Annotated in this window: 16 protein-coding genes; 10 read left to right on the forward strand and 6 right to left on the reverse strand. The window is 67.4% G+C overall.

Translation table 11 applies throughout. The annotated features are described in order from the left end of the window. Positions 1 to 31 precede the first annotated feature (31 nt). Positions 32 to 1,090: an AraC family transcriptional regulator gene (locus FNZ56_RS05345; RefSeq protein WP_143878847.1), complete on the forward strand. Its 1,059-nt coding sequence runs from the start codon at positions 32 to 34 to the stop codon at positions 1,088 to 1,090. 9 nt (positions 1,091 to 1,099) lie between these two features. On the opposite strand, the gene FNZ56_RS05350 is transcribed toward FNZ56_RS05345, so the two are convergent. From FNZ56_RS05350 to FNZ56_RS05370, 5 genes are all read right to left on the reverse strand, one after another. Next, on the reverse strand, positions 1,100 to 1,483 hold the full coding sequence (locus tag FNZ56_RS05350) for a RidA family protein (RefSeq protein ID WP_143878848.1): 384 nt from the start codon (positions 1,481 to 1,483) through the stop codon (positions 1,100 to 1,102). A 102-nt stretch (positions 1,484 to 1,585) separates the two neighbouring features. Next, positions 1,586 to 3,766 (reverse strand): RelA/SpoT family protein, encoded by a 2,181-nt coding sequence (locus FNZ56_RS05355; protein WP_143878849.1) that lies wholly within the window; start codon positions 3,764 to 3,766, stop codon positions 1,586 to 1,588. 89 nt (positions 3,767 to 3,855) lie between these two features. Continuing rightward, positions 3,856 to 4,155 (reverse strand): DNA-directed RNA polymerase subunit omega, encoded by a 300-nt coding sequence (rpoZ, locus tag FNZ56_RS05360; protein WP_143878850.1) that lies wholly within the window; start codon positions 4,153 to 4,155, stop codon positions 3,856 to 3,858. 170 nt (positions 4,156 to 4,325) lie between these two features. Continuing rightward, the gene (gene gmk, locus FNZ56_RS05365; protein ID WP_143880279.1) at positions 4,326 to 4,943 is read right to left on the reverse strand and encodes a guanylate kinase; all 618 of its coding nucleotides are present in this window, start codon (positions 4,941 to 4,943) and stop codon (positions 4,326 to 4,328) included. Between the two features lie 8 nt (positions 4,944 to 4,951). Then, positions 4,952 to 5,800: a YicC/YloC family endoribonuclease gene (locus FNZ56_RS05370; protein ID WP_143878851.1), complete on the reverse strand. Its 849-nt coding sequence runs from the start codon at positions 5,798 to 5,800 to the stop codon at positions 4,952 to 4,954. Positions 5,801 to 5,880: 80 nt separating this feature from the next. Here FNZ56_RS05370 and rph point away from each other — a divergent pair, with 80 nt between their 5' ends. From rph to FNZ56_RS12920, 7 genes are all read left to right on the forward strand, one after another. Further along, positions 5,881 to 6,606 carry a ribonuclease PH gene (gene rph / locus FNZ56_RS05375; protein WP_143878852.1) on the forward strand — a complete coding sequence of 242 codons (726 nt, stop codon included), beginning with the start codon at positions 5,881 to 5,883 and terminating at the stop codon, positions 6,604 to 6,606. A gap of 101 nt (positions 6,607 to 6,707) precedes the next feature. Next, positions 6,708 to 7,295, forward strand: coding sequence for an RdgB/HAM1 family non-canonical purine NTP pyrophosphatase (gene rdgB, locus FNZ56_RS05380; RefSeq protein WP_143878853.1), 588 nt, complete (start codon positions 6,708 to 6,710; stop codon positions 7,293 to 7,295). 37 nt (positions 7,296 to 7,332) lie between these two features. After that, a complete protein-coding gene (gene hemW, locus FNZ56_RS05385) occupies positions 7,333 to 8,487 on the forward strand; it encodes a radical SAM family heme chaperone HemW (RefSeq protein WP_407070501.1) in 1,155 nt (384 codons plus the stop codon). Between the two features lie 76 nt (positions 8,488 to 8,563). Next, positions 8,564 to 10,924, forward strand: a complete 2,361-nt coding sequence (locus FNZ56_RS05390; protein ID WP_143878855.1) for a DUF1631 domain-containing protein — start codon at positions 8,564 to 8,566, stop codon at positions 10,922 to 10,924. Further along, entirely contained in the window at positions 10,921 to 11,271 is a 351-nt protein-coding gene (locus FNZ56_RS05395; protein WP_143878856.1) for a PilZ domain-containing protein, read from the forward strand. The genes FNZ56_RS05390 and FNZ56_RS05395 overlap by 4 nt, the downstream gene beginning before the upstream one ends. 75 nt (positions 11,272 to 11,346) lie before the next feature. Next, entirely contained in the window at positions 11,347 to 12,678 is a 1,332-nt protein-coding gene (gene pepQ, locus FNZ56_RS05400) for a Xaa-Pro dipeptidase (RefSeq protein ID WP_143878857.1), read from the forward strand. Between the two features lie 176 nt (positions 12,679 to 12,854). Then, positions 12,855 to 13,058: a hypothetical protein gene (locus FNZ56_RS12920; protein WP_221933320.1), complete on the forward strand. Its 204-nt coding sequence runs from the start codon at positions 12,855 to 12,857 to the stop codon at positions 13,056 to 13,058. A gap of 93 nt (positions 13,059 to 13,151) precedes the next feature. Here FNZ56_RS12920 and FNZ56_RS05410 read toward each other — a convergent pair whose 3' ends face one another. Continuing rightward, positions 13,152 to 14,525 carry an MBL fold metallo-hydrolase RNA specificity domain-containing protein gene (locus FNZ56_RS05410; RefSeq protein WP_143878859.1) on the reverse strand — a complete coding sequence of 458 codons (1,374 nt, stop codon included), beginning with the start codon at positions 14,523 to 14,525 and terminating at the stop codon, positions 13,152 to 13,154. A 192-nt stretch (positions 14,526 to 14,717) separates the two neighbouring features. Here FNZ56_RS05410 and FNZ56_RS05415 point away from each other — a divergent pair, with 192 nt between their 5' ends. Next, positions 14,718 to 16,823 (forward strand): M13 family metallopeptidase, encoded by a 2,106-nt coding sequence (locus tag FNZ56_RS05415; protein WP_143878860.1) that lies wholly within the window; start codon positions 14,718 to 14,720, stop codon positions 16,821 to 16,823. A gap of 153 nt (positions 16,824 to 16,976) precedes the next feature. Further along, positions 16,977 to 19,085 (forward strand): M13 family metallopeptidase, encoded by a 2,109-nt coding sequence (locus tag FNZ56_RS05420; RefSeq protein ID WP_143878861.1) that lies wholly within the window; start codon positions 16,977 to 16,979, stop codon positions 19,083 to 19,085. Positions 19,086 to 19,250: the final 165 nt, after the last annotated feature.

Below are 19,250 nucleotides of genomic sequence, written 5' to 3' on the forward strand. Positions count from 1 at the left end.
GGGGGAAAAACGGACAATCTGGCCAAAGCGCATGAACCGCCCGATCGCCGATCCGCGCCTGACCACCGCCAACATCTCCACCAACATCCTGGCCGGCTTGTGCCAGATGGCGGACGAACACGGCGTCGCCTGCGCGCCCTGGTTCGCCGGCCTGCGCGTGGCGCGCTCGCAGATCGACGACGCGAGCTTGCGGGTGTCCTATCGCCAGGCCAGCGGCATCCTGCACCGCGCCCTGCGCGACCTGCCGGTCGCGGACGCGGGCTTGCGCCTGGGCCGACGCCAGAGCATCGGCAACTTCGGCTTGCTCGGGCTGGCGATGATGACCGCGCGCAGTTTCGGCGATGCGGTCGCGATCGGCCTGCAGTACGCACCGCTGTCGGGCAGCCTGATCGACCTCGAGCTCGACGCCTCCGACCCGCGCGAGCTGGGCGTGATCGCGCGCCCGCGCGCGGACGAGCCGGCGATCCTGCCGTTCCTGTGCGAGGAGTTGTACGCCAGCGTGCTGATGCTATGCCGCGGCCTGGTCGGGCCGGCGTTCCGGCCGCTGCGGCTGGAGCTGACCTATCCGGCTCCGGCGTACGCGCACGAGTACGAGGCCCTGTTCGGCTGCGAGGTGCGCTTCGACATGCCGCGCAACCGCGAACTGGTCGATCCGGCATGGATGGAACACCGCTTGCCGACCTGGAACCCGGTGAGCGCACGCCAGGCGCTGGCCTTGTGCCGCGCGCAGATGCCGGGCGGCGAACGGCCCGGCGAACTCGTCGCGAGCGTCCGCAGCCTGCTGCGCGTGCGCCTGCAGGACAACCCGCGGCTGGCCGACATCGCCGACGAACTGCATGTCACCGAACGCACCCTGCGCCGGCAACTCCTGGCGGCCGGCACCGGCTTCAAGCAACTGCACGACCAGGTGCGCCACGAACGCGCCCGCGACCTGCTGCGCGAACGCGACCTGCCCATCGCGCAGGTCGGCGCCAGCGTCGGTTTCCGCGATGCGCGCGAATTCCGCCGCGCGTTCAAGCGCTGGACCGGAACCACGCCCAGCCAGGCGCGCGATGCCCGGCCCGGGGCCACGACCGCAACCGACGGATGACGCTAGCCGCTAGCGCAGCACCATCACCGCGTCGACTTCGAACTGCGCGCCTTTCGGCAAGGCCGAGACTTCGACCGTGGAACGCGCCGGATATGGACTCTCGAAATACTCGGCCATCACCGCGTTGACTTCGCCGAACTGGCCGAGGTCGACGAGGTACAGGCCCACGCGCACGACATCGTCGAGCGAACCGCCGGCGGCCGCGCATACGGCTTTCAAATTGTCGAACGCGCGCCGCGCCTGCATCGCGATGTCGCCCTCGACCAGCGACCCGCTGGCCGGATCGAGTGGAATCTGCCCGGACAGGTACACGGTGTCGCCGGCGCGCACCGCCTGCGAATACGGGCCGATGGCGGCGGGCGCGTTGTCGGAATGGATGGGTTGGCGGGGCATGGCGAATTCTCCGATGGATGCATCCATTGTAGGAGCGCACCGCAGGGGCGCGACAGGAATTCGCGAAGGTCGCGTCCCTCGGCCTGCGGCCTCGGTGTGCTCCTACAGGCGCTGCACGCCGTGCACGACGGCGAGCCGGCGCACGCGGCGTATGACTTCGGCGAGGTGCTTGCGGCCCCTGACCTCGATCGCGAAGCGGATCGCGGCGATGCGCGTGTCGCGCTCCATGTAGTCGACGCGGTCGATGTTCGATTCGGCCTGCGCGATCGCGGCCGCGACCTGCGCCAGCACGCCGGGATGGTTGTTGACCTCGACCCGCAGCAATGCCTGGAAGAAGCCTTCGACCGCGCGATCCCAGCCGATCTGCACCCAGCGCTCGGGCGACTTGCGATAGTCGGCGACGTTCGGGCAATCCATGCGGTGCACGACGATGCCCTTGCCCGCGGTGTGGAAGCCCATGATCTCGTCGCCGGGAATCGGCGTGCAGCAGTTGGCGAAAGTGATGACGCCGCGTTCGGCGCCGGTGATCAGGATCTTCTCGCCGCTGCGCGGAGGTTGCGGCGCGAGCAGGTCCGCGGTGTCCGGTTCGCTGCGCGCCAGCGATTGCGCGACCTGCGCCGGCATGCGGTTGCCGAGGCCGATGTCGTGCAGCAGTGCCTCGAGCCGCGGATAGCGGTGCTCGGCGAGGTAGCCGTCCAGCCGTGGCGGCGGCAAACGGTCGAGCGAGGTGCCGAGCCCTTCCAGCGCGCGATCAAGCATGCGGTGGCCCAGTTCGACCGCATCCTCGTGCTGCAGCTGCTTGAGCTGGTGGCGGATCGCGGTGCGCGCCTTGCTGGTGGCGACGAATTCCAGCCACTGCGGCTTCGGCGCCGCCGACGGCGCGGTGATGACCTCCACGCGTTGCCCGCTGGCGAGCTTGGTGCGCAGCGGCACCAGCTTCTTGTCCACACGCGCGGCGACCGCATGGTTGCCGACGTCGGTATGCACCGCGTAGGCGAAGTCGAGCGCGGTGGAATTGCGCGGCAGCGACATGATGTCGCCCTTGGGCGTGAACAGGTAGACCTCGTCCGGGAACAGGTCGACCTTGACGTTCTCGAGGAATTCCAGCGACGAGCCCGCCGAACGCTGCGATTCGATCAGGTTGACGATCCAGGCGTGCGCACGCGTCTGCGCGCTGGTCGCGGTACCGCCATCGTGCTTGTACGCCCAGTGCGCGGCGATGCCGCGTTCGGCGATCAGGTCCATTTCCGTGGTGCGGATCTGCACCTCGATCGGCGACCCGTACGGACCGAACAGCACCGTGTGCAGCGACTGGTAGCCGTTCGCCTTGGGGATGGCGATGAAATCGCGGAAGCGCCCGTCCAGCGGCTTGAACGCCGCATGCACCACGCCCAGCGCGTGGTAGCACTCGGCGACCGAACCGACCACGATGCGGAAACCGAACACGTCCATCACCTGGTCGAAGCTCTTGCCTTCGTTGCGCATCTTCGAATAGATGCTCCACGGCGACTTGATCCGGCTCACCAGGCGGTAGTGCAGGCCTTCCTTGGTCAGGCGCTGCGCGAGCTGCGCCTCGATCTTGGCCAGCGCCTCGCGCCGCACCAGCGGCTCGGTGCGGATGCGCCGTTCCAGCACTCGGTGCCGCAGCGGATACAGGGCCTTGAAACCGAGGTCCTGCAGTTCGGCCTTGATCAGGTTCATGCCCAGGCGCTGGGCGATGGGCGCGTGGATTTCCAGCGTCTCGCGCGCGATGCGGGTTCGCGCCTCCGGCGATTGCGCGCCGAGCGTGCGCATGTTGTGCAGGCGGTCGGCGAGCTTGATCAGGATCACGCGCAGGTCGCGCGCCATCGCCAGCAGCATCTTGCGGAAGCTCTCGGCGGCGGCTTCCTGGCGGTCGGCGAAGTGCAGCTTGTCCAGCTTGGTGACGCCCTCGACCAGTTCGGCCACGGTTTCGCCGAATTCGCTGGCGATCGACTCGCGCGACAGCGGCGTGTCCTCGATGGTGTCGTGCAGGATCGCCGCGACCAGCGTTTCCACGTCCAGCCCCTGCTCGGCCAGCACCTTCGCCACCGCCACCGGGTGGGTGATGTAGGGCTCGCCCGACTTGCGCGTTTGCCCGGCATGCGCGGCGGCGCCGACCGCCCAGGCGCGGCGCAGCAACTGGCGCTGTTCCGCGCTCAGGTAGTCGGCGGCGGATTCGAGCGCGGAGACATAGTCGGGCACCGGTTCGGCCGGTGCCGCGGCGGCGGGAATGCGATGGTCGACGGGCGCCGGGTCGCTCATGCCCCGAGCCTACGACGGCGCGGGCCGGGCCGGCAAACGAAAACGGCCCCTCGCGGGGCCGTTCGGACTGGCGAAACCGGAGCCGAGGCTCAGTCGTCGCCCTTCATGTCGTCGTCGCCGGCGACCACTTCGGCCGCGGCCCATTCCAGCGCCTCGCGTTCCTTGCGCTCGCGCTCGGACTTGTCGACGGCGTCGATGTAGTCCTGGTCGATGGCGCTGGCCGCGATCTCGCGCAGGGCGAGCACGGTCGGCTTGTCGTTGGATTCGCTGTTGTCGATCTGCGGATCGACGCCGTTGGCGAGCTGGCGCGCGCGCTTGGCGGCCATCATCACGAGTTCGAAGCGGTTGTCGACCACTTCCAGGCAATCTTCCACGGTAATGCGGGCCATAGCTCTCCCGGCGGCCGGTCAGGCCGTCGATTCAAAAGAGGGGGGGACGCGGATGATAGGGATTCCCCGCGTCTGGCGCAAGCATGGTCCTGTGGAATCAATGGCTTAGGGTGGCCTTGGCCCACCATCCAGCGTTGCGGATACGCATGCGGCGTGCCGAGGCCCGCCCCCTACCCGTCCCTGAGCAACTCCGCGATCAGGGCTTCGTGGCGAACCCGCTGCACCGGCCGGCGGGCCCGGCTTCCCGCGACGACGGCGCAGACCTCGTCGACCGCATCGTCGAAGACCTCGTTCACCACCACGTAGTCGAACTCGTCGTAATGGCTCATCTCCTCGCGCGCGGCGGCGAGGCGGCGGCGGATGGTCTCCTCGCTGTCCTGGCCGCGCGAACGCATGCGTTGCTCGAGCGCATTGCGCGAGGGCGGCAGGATGAAGATGCCGATCGCGTCGGGCACCTGCGCGCGCACCTGGCGCGCGCCCTGCCAGTCGATTTCCAGCACCACGTCCTTGCCGGCGGCGAGCTGCGGCAGCACCGACTGCCGCGCGGTGCCCTTCCAGTCGCCGTGCACTTCGGCGTATTCGAAGAAATCGCCGTTGCGGATCATCGCCTTGAATTCGTCCACGGCGATGAAGTGGTAGTGCTCGGCGTGTCGTTCGCCCGGCCGCGGCTGGCGCGAGGTGAACGAGATCGACAGGCACAGGCGAGGGTCGCGCGCCAGCACTGCGTTGACGATGCTCGATTTCCCGGCGCCCGAGGGCGCGGCGACGATGAAAAGCGTTCCGGGCACGATCTCGCTCATTCGATGTTCTGCACCTGCTCGCGGATCTGGTCGATGAGCACTTTCAGTTCGACCGCGGCATTGGTCGAACGCACGTCGACCGACTTGCTGCCCAGCGTGTTCGCCTCGCGGTTGAATTCCTGCAACAGGAAATCCAGGCGGCGCCCGACCGGTTCCCGCTGCTTCAGCACGCGCCGAAGTTCGGACAGGTGGCTGTCGAGGCGGTCGAGTTCCTCGTCCACGTCGAGCTTCTGCAGCCAGATCACCAGTTCCTGTTCCAGCCGTCCCGGTTCGAGCGAGGAACCGAGTTCGGCCAGGCGCGTTTCCAGCTTCTGCCGCTGGCCGGTCCGGATCTGCGGCACCAGCGTGCGCACCTCGGCGGCGATGCCGGCGATGGCGTCGGCGCGTTCGGAAATGACCGCGGCGAGCTTCGCACCCTCGCGTTCGCGCGCGGCGACGAAGTCATCCAGCACCTTGTCGAGCAGGGACAGCGCCGCGGTCTGCAACTCCTCCGGATCGACCGCGTGCGATTGCAGCACGCCAGGCAACTGCAGCAGCTGCGCGAAATCCACGCGCATGCCGGGAAACCGGCTGTCCATCCGCCGCGCGAGGTCGCCGAGGCGTTCGACCACCGCGTCGTCGACCTGCAACGCGTCGCTGCTGGAGGACGTGCGCAGGCGCAGGACGAGATCGACTTTCCCCCGCGACAATCGCGTGGCGATGCGTTCGCGCAGGGAGGACTCGGACGCGCGCAGTTCGTCAGGCAGGCGCACGCCGACTTCGAGGAAGCGATGGTTGACCGCGCGCAACTCGCAGCCGAGCGTGCCCCATTCGGTGCTGCGTTCGCCGGAGGCGAAGGCGGTCATGCTGCGGATCGGCATGCGATTCGGCCGGGCCCTTGGGAAGCGAATGGTAATCTAGCGCGCCGATCTTTACCGGATTCGACATGCCTTTCGCCCGTCCCAGTGGCCGCCCCCCCGAGCAGATGCGCGCCGTCTCGATCACCCGCGGCTTCACCCGCCATGCCGAAGGTTCGGTGCTGGTCGCGTTCGGCGATACCCGCGTGCTGTGCACCGCGAGCGTCGAGAACCGCGTGCCGGCGTTCCTGCGCGGCAAGGGCGAAGGCTGGATCACCGCCGAATACGGCATGCTGCCGCGCTCGACGCATACCCGCAGCGACCGCGAGGCCGCGCGCGGCAAGCAGGGCGGGCGCACGCTGGAGATCCAGCGCCTGATCGGCCGTTCGCTGCGCGCCTGCGTGGACCGCGTCGCGCTGGGCGAGCGCACCATCACGCTGGACTGCGACGTGCTGCAGGCCGACGGCGGTACCCGCACCGCGGCGATCACCGGCGCCTACGTCGCACTGGTCGATGCCATGCGCTGGCTGCAGGCGAAGAAGGAGATCGCGCGAAACCCGGTCGTCGGCGCAGTCGCGGCGGTCTCGGTCGGCGTGTACCGCGGCGTGCCGGTGCTCGACCTCGACTATGCCGAGGACAGCGACTGCGACACCGACATGAACGTGGTGATGAACGACGGCGGCGGCTTCATCGAACTGCAGGGCACGGCCGAAGGCCACGCCTTCCGCCGCGACGAACTCGACGCATTGCTGGCGCTCGCGGAAAAAGGCACGGGCGAATTGTTCGCTGCGCAACAGGCGGCGTTGGCCTTGTAGGATCTGCCTTTGTGGGAGCGGCTTATAGCCGCGACAGGTCTGGCGAAAGAACATCGCGGCTGTAAGCCGCTCCTACAAAAAGCCTGCGACAACCGATTTCGATGAAACTCGTCCTCGCTTCGTCCAACACCGGCAAGCTGGCCGAATTGCGCGACCTGCTCGGCGAAGGTTTCGAACTGCACGCGCAGTCGGAATTCGGCGTCGAAGATGCCGAGGAAACCGGGCTTTCCTTCGTCGAGAACGCGATCCTCAAGGCGCGGCACGCGTCGCGCGCGACCAGCCTGCCCGCGCTCGGCGACGATTCCGGCCTGTGCGTGGACGCGCTGCACGGCGCGCCCGGGTTGTATTCGGCGCGCTATGCCGGCGAACACGGAAACAGCGAGGCGAACATCGACAAGCTACTGCGAGAACTCGACGGCGTGGCGGACGACGAACGCACAGCGCGATTCGCCTGCATGCTGGCGCTGGTGCGCGACGCGAACGACCCGCAACCGCTGATTGCCGAAGGCCTCTGGGAAGGCCGCATCCTGCGCGAACGCCGCGGTGGCAACGGCTTCGGCTACGACCCGGTGTTCTTCTCGCCGCAACACGGCTGCAGCGCGGCGGAACTGCCCGCGGACGTGAAGAACCGGGACAGCCACCGCGGCAAGGCGCTGGTGGCGCTGAAGTCGCGATTGGGCGCGCCCTGATGGCGGGCCAAGGCCCGCCCTACACTCGCTGACCATGTTGTCCACGCCACCCCTCTCGCTGTACGTGCACCTGCCCTGGTGCGTGCGCAAATGCCCGTACTGCGATTTCAATTCGCACGAGGGGCGTGGCGCATTGCCGTTCGACGCCTACGTCGATGCGCTGATCGCCGACCTCGATTTCGACTTGCCGCTGGCCTGGGGCCGAACCGTGCAGACGGTGTTCTTCGGCGGCGGCACGCCTTCGCTGTTTACGCCCGCGAGCATCGACCGCTTCCTGCAACTCGCGAGTTCGCGGCTGCGCTTCGCGCCGAACGCGGAAATCACGCTCGAGACCAACCCGGGCACGGTCGAGCACGGCCCGTTCGCCGGCTACCGCGCAGCCGGCGTGAACCGGCTCAGTTTCGGCGTGCAGAGCTTCGACGATGGCTGCCTGCAACGACTTGGCCGTATCCATTCCAGCGGCGATGCCGAGCGCGCGGTCAAGGCCGCGCAGGACGCCGGCTTCGACAATTTCAACCTCGACCTGATGTATGCGCTGCCCGAACAGACGCTGGCGATAGCCGAACACGACGTCGAGCGCGCCATCGCGCTGCAACCCGCGCACATCAGCCACTACCAGCTGACGCTGGAACCGAACACGGTGTTCGCGGCGAAACCGCCGACCGGCATTCCCGACATCGACGCCGCCTGGGACATGCAGGAAGCCTGCCAGGCGCGTCTCGCCGCCGCCGGCTACTGCCAGTACGAGGTCAGCGCCTGGGCCCGTCCCGGCCGGGAGTGCGCCCACAACCTCAACTACTGGCAGTTCGGCGACTACCTCGGCATCGGCGCCGGCGCGCACGGCAAGCTCACCCTCGGGGCGGAACAGCGGGTCCTCCGACGCTGGAAGCTGAAGCACCCGGCCGAATACCTCGCAAGGGCCGGGACCGCGGCGGCCATCGGCGGCGACGATGTCCTGGATTCGGGCCGTTTGCCGTTCGACTTCATGTTGAACGCGTTGCGGCTCAACGCGGGCGTGCCGATGGCCATGTTCGAGGCACGCACCGGGTTGCCGCGCGCGGCCATCGCGAGGCAGCTCGCGGTGGCAAGGGAACGCGGATGGATCGCGCCCGGCGACGAACGCCTGCAGCCCACCGAACTGGGCCTGCGCTTCGCCAACGACGCGATCGCCCTGTTCCTGGGCGACGACTGATCCCGGGCGCCCGCAGGATGCGCCCCTGCGCCCGGGGTGTGTCAGTATCCGGTCAACTTCCCGCGTGCCGAGGCGAATGACACCAGCCACTCCATCCCCGGGCGCACAGGCACCGCAACGGCTCGCCGCCGCCGCCGTGCCGCGGCGGGTGCGGGTGATCCTCGACCACGTCATGGACGTCGCGTCGGACGAACTGGAGCGGCAGCTGCAAGCGATGCTCAGTGAACTGGAACAGCAGCTGTTCCGGCTCGCCGACCACGCGCGCAACCCGGGCATCGAATCCGAATACCTGCATACCCTGCGCACCCTGCGGCTGAACCGCTCCGACCTGGTGCCGCGCTTCATGATCGGGCTGGAAAGCAGCCTCGCCACCCTCGGCCAGTCGGTATCGCCGATCCAGCACCCGCCGACGGCATGGAGCGGCGGCGGCCACAACCTCACGCTGATCGACGAGGCGGAGATGGACGAAGCCACCGTGCTTCGCGACATCGCCTCGCGACACAGTTCGCGCGCCAGCCTCGCCCTGCACCTGCTCGGCCAGCGCTTCGGCGTGCTGGCCGCCTCGCCGGCGCTGGACGTCGAGCGCCTGCCCTGCGGCCCGCATTCGCTGTGCTCGATCCTGCGCGACGCGATCGAGACGCTGCAATTGCCGCTGGACGCGCGCCTGCTGCTGTACCGCACCTTCGACCGCCAGGTCATGGCGGACCACGGGCGCCTGGTCGAGATGATCAACGCGACGATGGCCACGGACGGGCTGCTGCCGGCGCTGCGCTACGTGCCGACCCGGATGCGCGCGCCGATCTCGGTCGCGGCTTCCACCCGGGACAAGCGCGAACCGCAGCAGCACGAACCGCAATCGCTCCGCGCCTCGTCCCAGCCGCAACAACAGCAGCAACCCGAAACGGGAACCGCAAAGGACGGGGAAGCGAAGGCCCCGCAGCAGCGCCGCAAGGTCAACGCCGCGCGCGACCCGCAGCGCCCGCACACCGGCTGGCTCGGCATCGTCGACCCGGGCGGCATGCAGGCCGGGGATGCGGCCGCATTCGAGCTGCTGCAGCAACTGCTGGCGGGCCGCCGCGAATTGCTCGGCAAGTTCCGCAGCGGAACCCCGCAGGCGCCCCCGCAGACGCTGGAACGCAACGAGGTGCTCGCCGCGCTCCCGCAACGCTTGCCCGCCGCCGGCCCCGCGGCGCAGTCGAGCGTGGCCGACATCAAGCAGGACCTGCTCGCGCGCCTGCGCCAGCAGCGCGGCAAGGGCGCCGCGCTCTCCGGCGAGGACAACGACACCTTCGAACTGCTCGGCATGCTGTACGGGCAGATCGAGCGGGAAATCCACGCCGACGCGCCATCGGCGCCGCTGCTGAAGCAGTTGCAGGTGCCGCTGGTGCGGCTGGCCTTGCAGGACCGCGGCTTCTTCGTGCGCGAGGAACATCCGGCGCGCCTGCTGCTGAACACGGTCGCGGAATCCGGCGCGCGCTGGCTGGACCGCGACGACGTCGACCCGCAGATGCTGCCCGCGATGCACGACGCGGTCGACTACGTGGTCAAGAACTACCGCGACGACGCCGAGGTCTTCGCCCGCGCCAACGACGACCTGCAGGGCCGGTTGCGCACCATCGCGCACAAGGCCGAGCTTGCCGAACGCCGCCACATCGAGGCCGCGCGCGGCAAGGAAAAACTCGAGGTCGCCAAGCGCCGTGCGATCGACACCATCACCGAGCTGGTCGGCGACCAGCGCCCGCCGCATTTCGTGCGTGCGCTGCTCAACCAGGCCTGGGCCGACGTCCTGACCCTGACCCTGCTGCGCCACGGCGCCGAATCGGACGAATGGAAGCGCAAGCTCGAAACCACCCGGCAGATCGTCGAGAACTGCTGCCGCAGCGGCCAGCACGCGCCGGACCACGCGCTCGCCGAAAGCATCGAGGCCGCGCTGTCGCAGGTCGGCTACCACAGCGAGGAAGCCGCGGCGATCGCACGCCGCCTCGCCAGCGCCACCGACGACGAGAACGATCCCGCATCGCGCACCGAACTGGCGATGAAGCTCAAGGCGCGCGCGCGCCTGGGCGAGGAAATCGCCAGCACGCGCAAGCGCCAGGCGACGCCGCGTTCGCAGGACGAGCAGGCCCGCTACGAATACCTGCGGCAGCTTCCCTACGGCACCTGGATCGAATTCACCACCAACCAGCAGGGCGATACCGTGCGCCGGCGCCTGTCGTGGTACAGCACGGTCACCGACAACGCGTTGTTCGTGAACCAGCGCGGCCAGCGCGTGGCCGAGCAGACCCTCGACAGCCTCGCCCGGCTCCTCGCCAGCGGCCAGGCCCGGGTGGTCACCGCCGAGCGCGCGCGCCTGATCGACCGCGCCTGGCACGCCACGCTCAACGCGCTGCGCAGCTTTGCGGGCCGTTCCCCGTCGCCCGCCGGTGAACCCGCATGATCGACGAATTCCGCCGCGCGCCGCGCCGCAAGGTCTCGGAAAACGTGCTGGTCACCGACGCCATGACCGAACGCGTGGTCGGCCGCATCGGCAACCTGTCCGAAACCGGCATGCTGCTGATCGCCAACCTGCCGCTCAACGACGACGCGCTGTACCAGTTGCGCTTCCCGCTGCGCGACGACGTGGGCCACGACAGCCATTGCGAATTCGGCGCGCACCAGCTGTGGCAGGAAGAAGCCGGCACGCCGGGGCTGTACTGGATCGGCTTGCGCTTCATCGCCATCCCCGACGAACAGGCCGAGCGCCTGCAGCGCTGGATCAACGCGCCGGGCGGCGTGTTCGAGTAATCGACGCGGCGCGAACGCGTTCTGCGGCAGAATGCCGAACCAAGAAGGCATTCCCCCACGTGCCGAGCCGCCAACATGAACTCGACCCGCCCCGGCACGCTGTACGCCGACCACATCGCGACACTGCAGCAACGCACCACCGCCGCGCTCGAACGCGGCGGCTTCGACCACCTCGTCGTGCCAAGCGGCACCCTGCACTACCAGGTCTTCGACGATCGCGACTATCCGTACGCGGTGAACCCGCAGTTCAAGGCCTGGCTGCCGATGACCGACGCACCCGGCAGCTGGCTGGTGTTCACGCCGGGAATGAAGCCGAAGCTGGTGTTCCTGCAGCCCCACGACTACTGGCACGTGGTGCCGGCCGAGCCCAGCGGCTACTGGGTCGGGCATTTCGACATCGTCGTCATCCGCGAACCGGACGAGGCGAAGCGGCACCTCCCCGGCAACGCCGCGCGTTGCGCGATCCTCGGCGAGGCGCAGAGCGCGCTGGGCCAATACGGCGCCTACACGCCGAACAACCCCGACGCCGTCGTCTCGTACCTGGAATACCAGCGCGCTTTCAAGACGCCGTACGAAATCGCGATGATGCGCGAAGCGACCCGCATTGGCGTGCGCGCGCACCGCGCCGCGGAACGCCTGTTCCGTGCTGGTTCCAGCGAGTTCGGCATCCACCTCGCCTATTGCCAGGCCGCGGGACAAGATGCGAACGACCTGCCCTACACGAACATCGTTGCGCTCAACGAACATGCCGCGGTGCTGCACTACATGCGCCGCGACCGCCTGCCGCCCAGGCCGATCTGCAGTTTCCTGATCGACGCCGGCGCGAGTTTCGGTGGCTACGCCTGCGACATCACCCGCACGTATTCCGCGCAGGCCGACGATTTCCAGTCACTGATCGATGCGATGGATGCCGCGCAATTGAAGATGTGCGCGCAGGTCCGGGCCGGCTTCGATTACAAGCAACTGCACCTCGACGCGCACCTCGCGATCGCGACGATCCTCAAGGATTTCGGCCTGATCCACGTGTCGCCGGAAGTCGCGGTGGAAACCGGCGTCAGCAGCGCGTTCTTCCCGCACGGCGTCGGCCACGGCATCGGCCTGCAGGTGCACGAGGTCGGCGGATTCATGGCCTCGGACGCGGGCGGCGTGATCGAGAAGCCGAAGGGCCATCCCTACCTGCGCCTCACGCGCGTGCTGGAACCGGGCATGGTGGTGACGATCGAGCCGGGTCTGTATTTCATCGACATGCTGCTCGATGAACTCAAGGATCGTGGCCTCGGCCCGAGCGTGGACTGGGATCGCGTTGCGCAGTTCAAGCCCTACGGCGGCATTCGCATCGAGGACGACGTCGTCTGCACCGACGGCGATCCGGAGAACCTCACGCGCGAGGGGTTTTCGGCGGTTTGATGACCGCGAGACACCACAACATGGCAGCAATGTTTAAGGGAGCAATTCTGACGGCGTGCCTTGCGGCTACATTTTTACTTGTGTCCGCTTGCGGAACGTCGAAAAGTGACGAGAGTCAAGCAACGCAGGTACCTTCGACGAAAACCGCCGCATTCTGCAACACGATCAAGAAAGGCATGGACAAGGAAACGATCTTGGGCCATGCGCTTGCCGCAGGCGCGAATCCGGAAACGACTCGATGGAAAATCGACCCGGATGGAAGGGAAACCCTGTTGGTGAGCATTCCTGAGGACTCGATGTTCGGGAATGCCGGCTGTCTCGCCATCATGGAAAACGACAGCCTGCGCAACGCCGTGTACATCTCGCGAGAACGCGAATGAATACTTGCTCGTCATCCCGGCGGAAGCCGGGACCCAGTTTTTCGATCACTTAATACAAGAGCTGGGTTCCGGCTTTCGCCGGAATGACGAGCATTAGACGTCGCGTTCCATCCCCGGCCTCGCCAACTCCACTTCGACGCCGAACCGCTTTTCGATCTCGCCGGCCAGCGTCGTGCGTGCCTCATCCTCGCCATGCACCAGCGCCAAAGGCGGATGCGGATCGAAGCCCGAATACCACTCGATCAAGCCGTGCTGGTCCGCATGCGCGGACAACCCGCCGACGGTGTGGACCTGCGCGTTCGCCTGCACCTCCTGGCCGAAGATGCGCACCGACTTCGCGCCATTGACCAGGCGCCGTCCCAGCGTGCCCTCGGCCTGGTAGCCGACGAACACCACGTGCGTCTGCTTTTTGCCGAGGTTGTGGCGCAGGTGGTGCAGGATGCGCCCGCCATTGGCCATGCCGCTGCCGGCGATCACGATCGCGCCGCGCTCGACCTCGTTGATCGCCATCGATTCCTGCGCCGTGATCGTGCCGCGCAGGTTGGGCAGGCGGAACGGGTTCGGCGTGCCGCGCCAGATCTCCTGCGCCTCGGCGTCGAACAGCTCGTGGTGGCGGTCGTAGACCTTCAGCACCCGGTTCGCCATCGGGCTGTCGAGGAATATTTGCCAACGCGCCATCTTCCATTCGTCCCAGAAGCGCGCGAACCAGTACAGCAATTCCTGCGAACGCCCGACCGCGAACGCCGGGATGAGCACGTTGCCGCCGTCGTTCCATGCCTGTTCGAGGATGCCGCCGAGTTCGGAAATCGTTTCCGCGCGATCCTTGTGGTTGCGGTCGCCATAGGTCGATTCCATCAGCACGAGGCCGGCTTCGCGCACGGTTTCCGGATCGCGCAGGATCGGCGTGCCCTTCGGGCCGAGGTCGCCGGAGAACACCAGCTTCCTGCCATCGGCCCACAGTTCGACGATGGACGAACCGAGGATGTGGCCGGCATCGCGGAACGCCACGTCGACGCCGGTGAGGATCGCGGTACGTGCGCCGTAGCGCAGCGAACGCACCTGCGCCATCGCATCCTCGACGTCGTCGCGGGTGTACAGCGGCTGGATTTCCGGCTCGCCCTTGCCGCGCTTGCGATTGGCGCGCTCGGCATCCGCCTCGGCCAGCGAGGCCGAGTCGAGCAGCATGATCGGCATCAGTTCCGCGGTGGCTTCCTGCGCGAAGACCGGGCCGCGGAAGCCGCGCGCCACCAGTTGCGGGATGCGGCCGATGTGGTCGATGTGCGCGTGGCTGACCACCAGCGCGTCGATGCTCGCGGGATCGAACGGGAAATCGCCTGCGTTCGCCGCTTCCATCTCGCGGCTGCCCTGCTGCATGCCGCAATCCAGCAACACGCGTTTGCCGGCGGCCTCGACCAGGTGCATGGATCCGGTGACCTGCCCGGCCGCGCCGTGGAAATGGATGCGCATCGTGGTCTCCGTTGCGGTTCGCGGCGAACCTAGCACGGGCCGGGTCCGGGCAACGGCAACGCCGCGGTTGTGAAGATTCCATGAGCCCGCCGGCATGACGTTCGACACCCTCGGCCTCGCGCCCACGCGCCTACAGTGCGCGATGCCGCCCCGCACGGGGCATTCGGCATTCCCGCCTTTCCGGAGCCCACCGTGACCGCCACACCGAAATTCGCCGTCCTCGCCTTGTCGCTCGCCGCCGTCCTGACCGGCTGCCCGGGCAAGAACGCTTCCGCGCCTTCCGCCGATGCCGCGAAACCCGACGCGACGGCGAAGCCGCAATTCACCCTCGACGAAAGCAAACTCGCGCCTGCAATCAGCTTCGCGATGTCGGACCTCGACACCAGCAAGAACGCCTGCAGCGATTTCAACGGCTACGTCAACGGCAAGTGGGAAGCGGCGAACCCGATCCCGGGCGACCGCTCCTCCTGGGGCGCGTTCGACGCGCTGGCCGAACGCTCGCTGTCGGTGCAGCACCAGTTGGCCGAACAGGCCGCGGCGGACAAGAACGCGACCGGCGTCGACAAGCTCGTCGGCGACTTCTGGGCCAGCGGCATGGACGAGGCGAAGATCGAGCAGCAGGGCATGGACCCGATCAAGCCGGAACTCGCCGAGATCGACGCGCTCACCGACACCGCGTCCATCGCCAGCTACATCCGCACCACCGCGTCCAAGGGCCAGAACGTGCTGTTCGACTTCGGCCCCGAGGCGGACTTCAAGAATTCCTCGATGAACATCGGCTACGCCACGCAGGGCGGCCTCGGGCTGCCGGAGAAGGGCTACTACTTCGACAAGGACAAGGCCGACAAGCTCGCCGCCTACCAGGCGCACATCGCCAAGGTGCTGCAACTGGGCGGCGCGACGGCCGAAGACGCGGCGAAGCAGGCGAAGGACGTGATCGCGTTCGAGACGCGTCTAGCGAAAGCCTCGCTGTCGAAGGAAGAAACCCACGACGTCGCGGTGTACTACAACCCGGTTTCGCCCGCGGACGCCGACAAGCTGACGCCGAACTTCCCGTGGACGCAGTTCTTCCAGGCGCAAGGCGTGGAAACGCCGAAGATGTTCTCGTTCGCGATGCCGAAGTTCCACGAGGAAGTCGACAAGATGCTGGCGGACACGCCGGTCGATGCATGGAAGGCCTACTTCCGCTTCCACGCGATCGATGGCGCCTCGCCCTACCTCAGCAAGGCTTTCGCCGACGAGAACTACGATTTCTACGGCAAGACCATGCGCGGGCAGAAGGAACAGAAGGCGCGCTGGAAGCGCGTACTCGGCGCCATGAACGGGGAAATCGGCGAAGCGTTCGGCCAGGAATACGTCAAGGTCGCGTTCCCCGCCGATTCCAAGGCCAAGATGGAAACGCTGGTGCAGAACCTGCGCGACGCGCTCAAGGCCCGCATCGAGCACCTGGACTGGATGAGCGACGCGACCAAGGCCAAGGCGATCGAGAAGTGGAACAGCTTCACGCCGAAGATCGGCTACCCCGACAAGTGGCGCAGTTGGGACGGCCTGCAGACCAACCGCGACAGCTACATCGGCAACATCCTCGCCGCCGACGAGTTCAACTACAAATGGCAGATGGGCAAGATCGGCAAACCGGTCGACAAGACCGAATGGGGCATGAGCCCGCAGACGGTGAACGCGTATTACAACCCGTTCCAGAACGAGATCGTGTTCCCCGCGGCGATCCTGCAGCCGCCGTTCTTCGACCCCAAGGCCGACGACGCCACCAACTACGGCGGCATCGGCGCGGTGATCGGCCACGAGATGACCCACGGCTACGACGACCAGGGTTCGCGCTTCGGCCCGGACGGCAACTTCAACAACTGGTGGACCGATGCCGACGCCAAGGCGTTCAAGTCGCGCACCGACAGGCTGGTGAAGCAGTTCGACGCCTACGAGGCGCTGCCGGGCCTGCACGTGAAGGGCTACCAGACCCTGGGCGAGAACATCGCCGACCTCGGCGGCATCAACGTCGCCTACGACGCGATGCAGCGCGCGCAGCCGGACAGCAAGCCGACCACGCAGGTCGACGGCCTGAGCCGCGACCAGCGCTTCTTCCTCGGCTTCGGCACGATCTGGCGCGGGCAGATGACGCCCGACTACCTCAAGGTGATCGTCAACACCAACGAGCACGCGCCCGACCAGTTCCGCGCCATCGGCGCGCCCTCGAACATGCCGGCCTTCGCCACCGCCTTCTCGTGCAAGGCCGGCGACCCGATGGTGCGCAGCGGCGACAAGCAGGTGGTGATCTGGTGAGGCTTGCCCGCCGCGGCTGACCGCGATCCACCCCGGCCGTGACCTTCGACACCCGCCCCGTGGCGGGTGTCGTCGTATGGTCGCGGGGTTCCACGCCCGGACCCGGACGCGGATACTTCTTCTCCCTTTCGCCCCGCCTGCCCGGAGCTTTCCGTGACCGCACAACCCAAGTTCGCCCTCCTCGCCCTCTCGCTCGCAGCCGCGCTCGCCGGCTGCGCGCAAAAGGACGCCTCCGCGCCCGCCGCCGACGCCGCCAAGCCCGCCGATGCGCCGAAGGCCGAATACACCATCGACGAAAGCAAGCTGCCGCCGGTGAACCGCTTCGACATCGCCGACCTCGACACCAGCAAGAACGCCTGCACCGACTTCGCCGGCTACGTCGATGGCAAGTGGCTCGCCACGAACCCCGTGCCGGGCGACCGCACCAGCTGGGGCGCGTTCGAAATGCTCGACGAGCGTTCGCTCGGCATCCGCCACCAACTGGCCGAACAGGCCGCGGCGAACAAGGACGCGACCGGCGTCGACAAGATCGTCGGCGACCTCTACGCCACCGGCATGGACCAGGCCAAGGTCGACGCGGCCGGCATCACCCCGATCCAGGGCCGCCTCGACGCGATCAACGCGATCACCGACAGCGCGTCGATCGCCGACTACATGCGCACGACCACCGCGCGCGGCGAAGGCGACGTGTTCGGCTTCGGCCCGAGCCCGGACTTCAAGGACTCGTCGATGAACATCGGCTACGCGTTCCAGGGCGGCCTCGGCCTGCCGGACCGCGGCTACTACTTCGACAAGGACAAGGCCGACAAGCTCGCCGCCTACCAGCAGCACATCGCCAAGGTGCTGGAACTCTCCGGCACGCCGGCGGCCGATGCCGCGAAGCAGGCCAAGGACGTGGTCGCGTTCGAAACCCGCCTGGCCAAGGTGTCGAAGTCGAGCGAGGAACTCTCGCGCGACGCCGAACTCGCCTACAACCCGGTGACCGTCGCCGAGGCCGACAAGCTGACGCCGAACTTCCCGTGGTCGAAGTTCTTCGAATCGCAGGGCCTCGAGCAGCCGAAGATGTTCTCGCTCGCGATCCCCGCGTTCCACGAGGAAGTGAGCAAGATGATCGTCGACGTGCCGGTCGACACGTGGAAGGCCTACTTCCGCGCCCACCTGGTCGATGGCGCCTCGCCGTACCTGAGCGATCCGTTCGTGCAGGAGAACTTCGCGTTCTACAACCAGACCATGCGCGGCCAGAAGCAGATCAAGGACCGCTGGAAGCGCGTGCTCGGCACGGTCGAGAACCAGACCGGCGAGGCGCTCGGCCAGTTGTACGTCAAGGTCGCGTTCCCGGCCGAGTCCAAGGCGCGCATGCAGCAGCTGGTGCAGAACCTGCGCGACGCGCTGAAGGTGCGCATCCAAAACCTGGCCTGGATGAGCGACGAGACCAAGAAGAAGGCGCTGGACAAGTGGGCCACGTTCACGCCGAAGATCGGCTACCCGGACAAGTGGCGCAGCTGGGACGGGTTGAACACCAGCCGCGACAGCTACATCGGCAACGTGCTCGCCGCCAACGAGTTCAACTACAAGTGGAACCTAGGCAAGATCGGCAAGCCGGTCGACAAGACCGAATGGGGCATGACGCCGCAGACGGTGAACGCCTACTACAACCCGCAGCAGAACGAGATCGTGTTCCCGGCCGCGATCCTGCAGCCACCGTTCTTCGATGCCAAGGCCGACGACGCCACCAACTATGGCGGCATCGGCGCGGTGATCGGCCACGAGATGACCCACGGCTACGACGACCAGGGCGCGCGCTTCGGGCCGACCGGCAACTTCGAGAACTGGTGGACGCCGGCGGATGCGAACGGCTTCAAGGCGCTGACCAACAAGCTGGTGCAGCAGTTCAACGAGTACGAGGCACTGCCGGGCAAGCACGTCAACGGCAACCTGACCCTGGGCGAGAACATCGCCGACCTGGGCGGCCTCAACATCGCCTACGACGCCATGCAGCGCGCGCAACCGGACAGCAAGCCGACCACGCAGGTCGGCGGCCTGAGCCGCGACCAGCGCTTCTTCCTCAACTTCGGCACGATCTGGCGCCGCAACTTCACCCCGGACGAGTTGAACGTGCGCCTGGTCACCGACCCGCACGCGCCCGCCAACTTCCGCGCGATCGGCGCGCCCTCGAACATGCCGGCCTTCGCGGCGGCGTTCCAGTGCAAGGCCGGCGACAAGATGGTGCGCAGCGGCGACAAGCAGATCCTGATCTGGTAATCCGCGATACGACAAGGCAATGCACGAAGGCCCGGAGCGATCCGGGCCTTCTTTTTGTTGCATTTCCCTCCCTGTGGGAGCGCCTTTAGGCGCGAATGCTTCTCGCTGAAAGACATTCGCGAGCAAGCTCGCTCCCACATGGGTCTGGGCCGGGACTTCCTGCAC

This window comes from Lysobacter lycopersici (assembly GCF_007556775.1).
Classification (GTDB): Bacteria; Pseudomonadota; Gammaproteobacteria; order Xanthomonadales; family Xanthomonadaceae; genus Pseudoluteimonas; species Pseudoluteimonas lycopersici.

Bases quoted from the DNA above. Each gene is read 5' to 3' on its own strand.
- FNZ56_RS05345 (WP_143878847.1), top strand. From the start codon at position 32: ATGAACCGCCCGATCGCCGATCCGCGCCTGACCACCGCCAACATCTCC.
- rpoZ (WP_143878850.1), bottom strand. From the start codon at position 4,155: ATGGCCCGCATTACCGTGGAAGATTGCCTGGAAGTGGTCGACAACCGC.
- FNZ56_RS05355 (WP_143878849.1), bottom strand. From the start codon at position 3,766: ATGAGCGACCCGGCGCCCGTCGACCATCGCATTCCCGCCGCCGCGGCA.
- FNZ56_RS12920 (WP_221933320.1), top strand. From the start codon at position 12,855: ATGGACAAGGAAACGATCTTGGGCCATGCGCTTGCCGCAGGCGCGAAT.
- FNZ56_RS05410 (WP_143878859.1), bottom strand. From the start codon at position 14,525: ATGCGCATCCATTTCCACGGCGCGGCCGGGCAGGTCACCGGATCCATG.
- FNZ56_RS05350 (WP_143878848.1), bottom strand. From the start codon at position 1,483: ATGCCCCGCCAACCCATCCATTCCGACAACGCGCCCGCCGCCATCGGC.
- rph (WP_143878852.1), top strand. From the start codon at position 5,881: ATGCCTTTCGCCCGTCCCAGTGGCCGCCCCCCCGAGCAGATGCGCGCC.
- FNZ56_RS05370 (WP_143878851.1), bottom strand. From the start codon at position 5,800: ATGACCGCCTTCGCCTCCGGCGAACGCAGCACCGAATGGGGCACGCTC.
- FNZ56_RS05395 (WP_143878856.1), top strand. From the start codon at position 10,921: ATGATCGACGAATTCCGCCGCGCGCCGCGCCGCAAGGTCTCGGAAAAC.
- pepQ (WP_143878857.1), top strand. From the start codon at position 11,347: ATGAACTCGACCCGCCCCGGCACGCTGTACGCCGACCACATCGCGACA.
- rdgB (WP_143878853.1), top strand. From the start codon at position 6,708: ATGAAACTCGTCCTCGCTTCGTCCAACACCGGCAAGCTGGCCGAATTG.
- FNZ56_RS05390 (WP_143878855.1), top strand. From the start codon at position 8,564: ATGACACCAGCCACTCCATCCCCGGGCGCACAGGCACCGCAACGGCTC.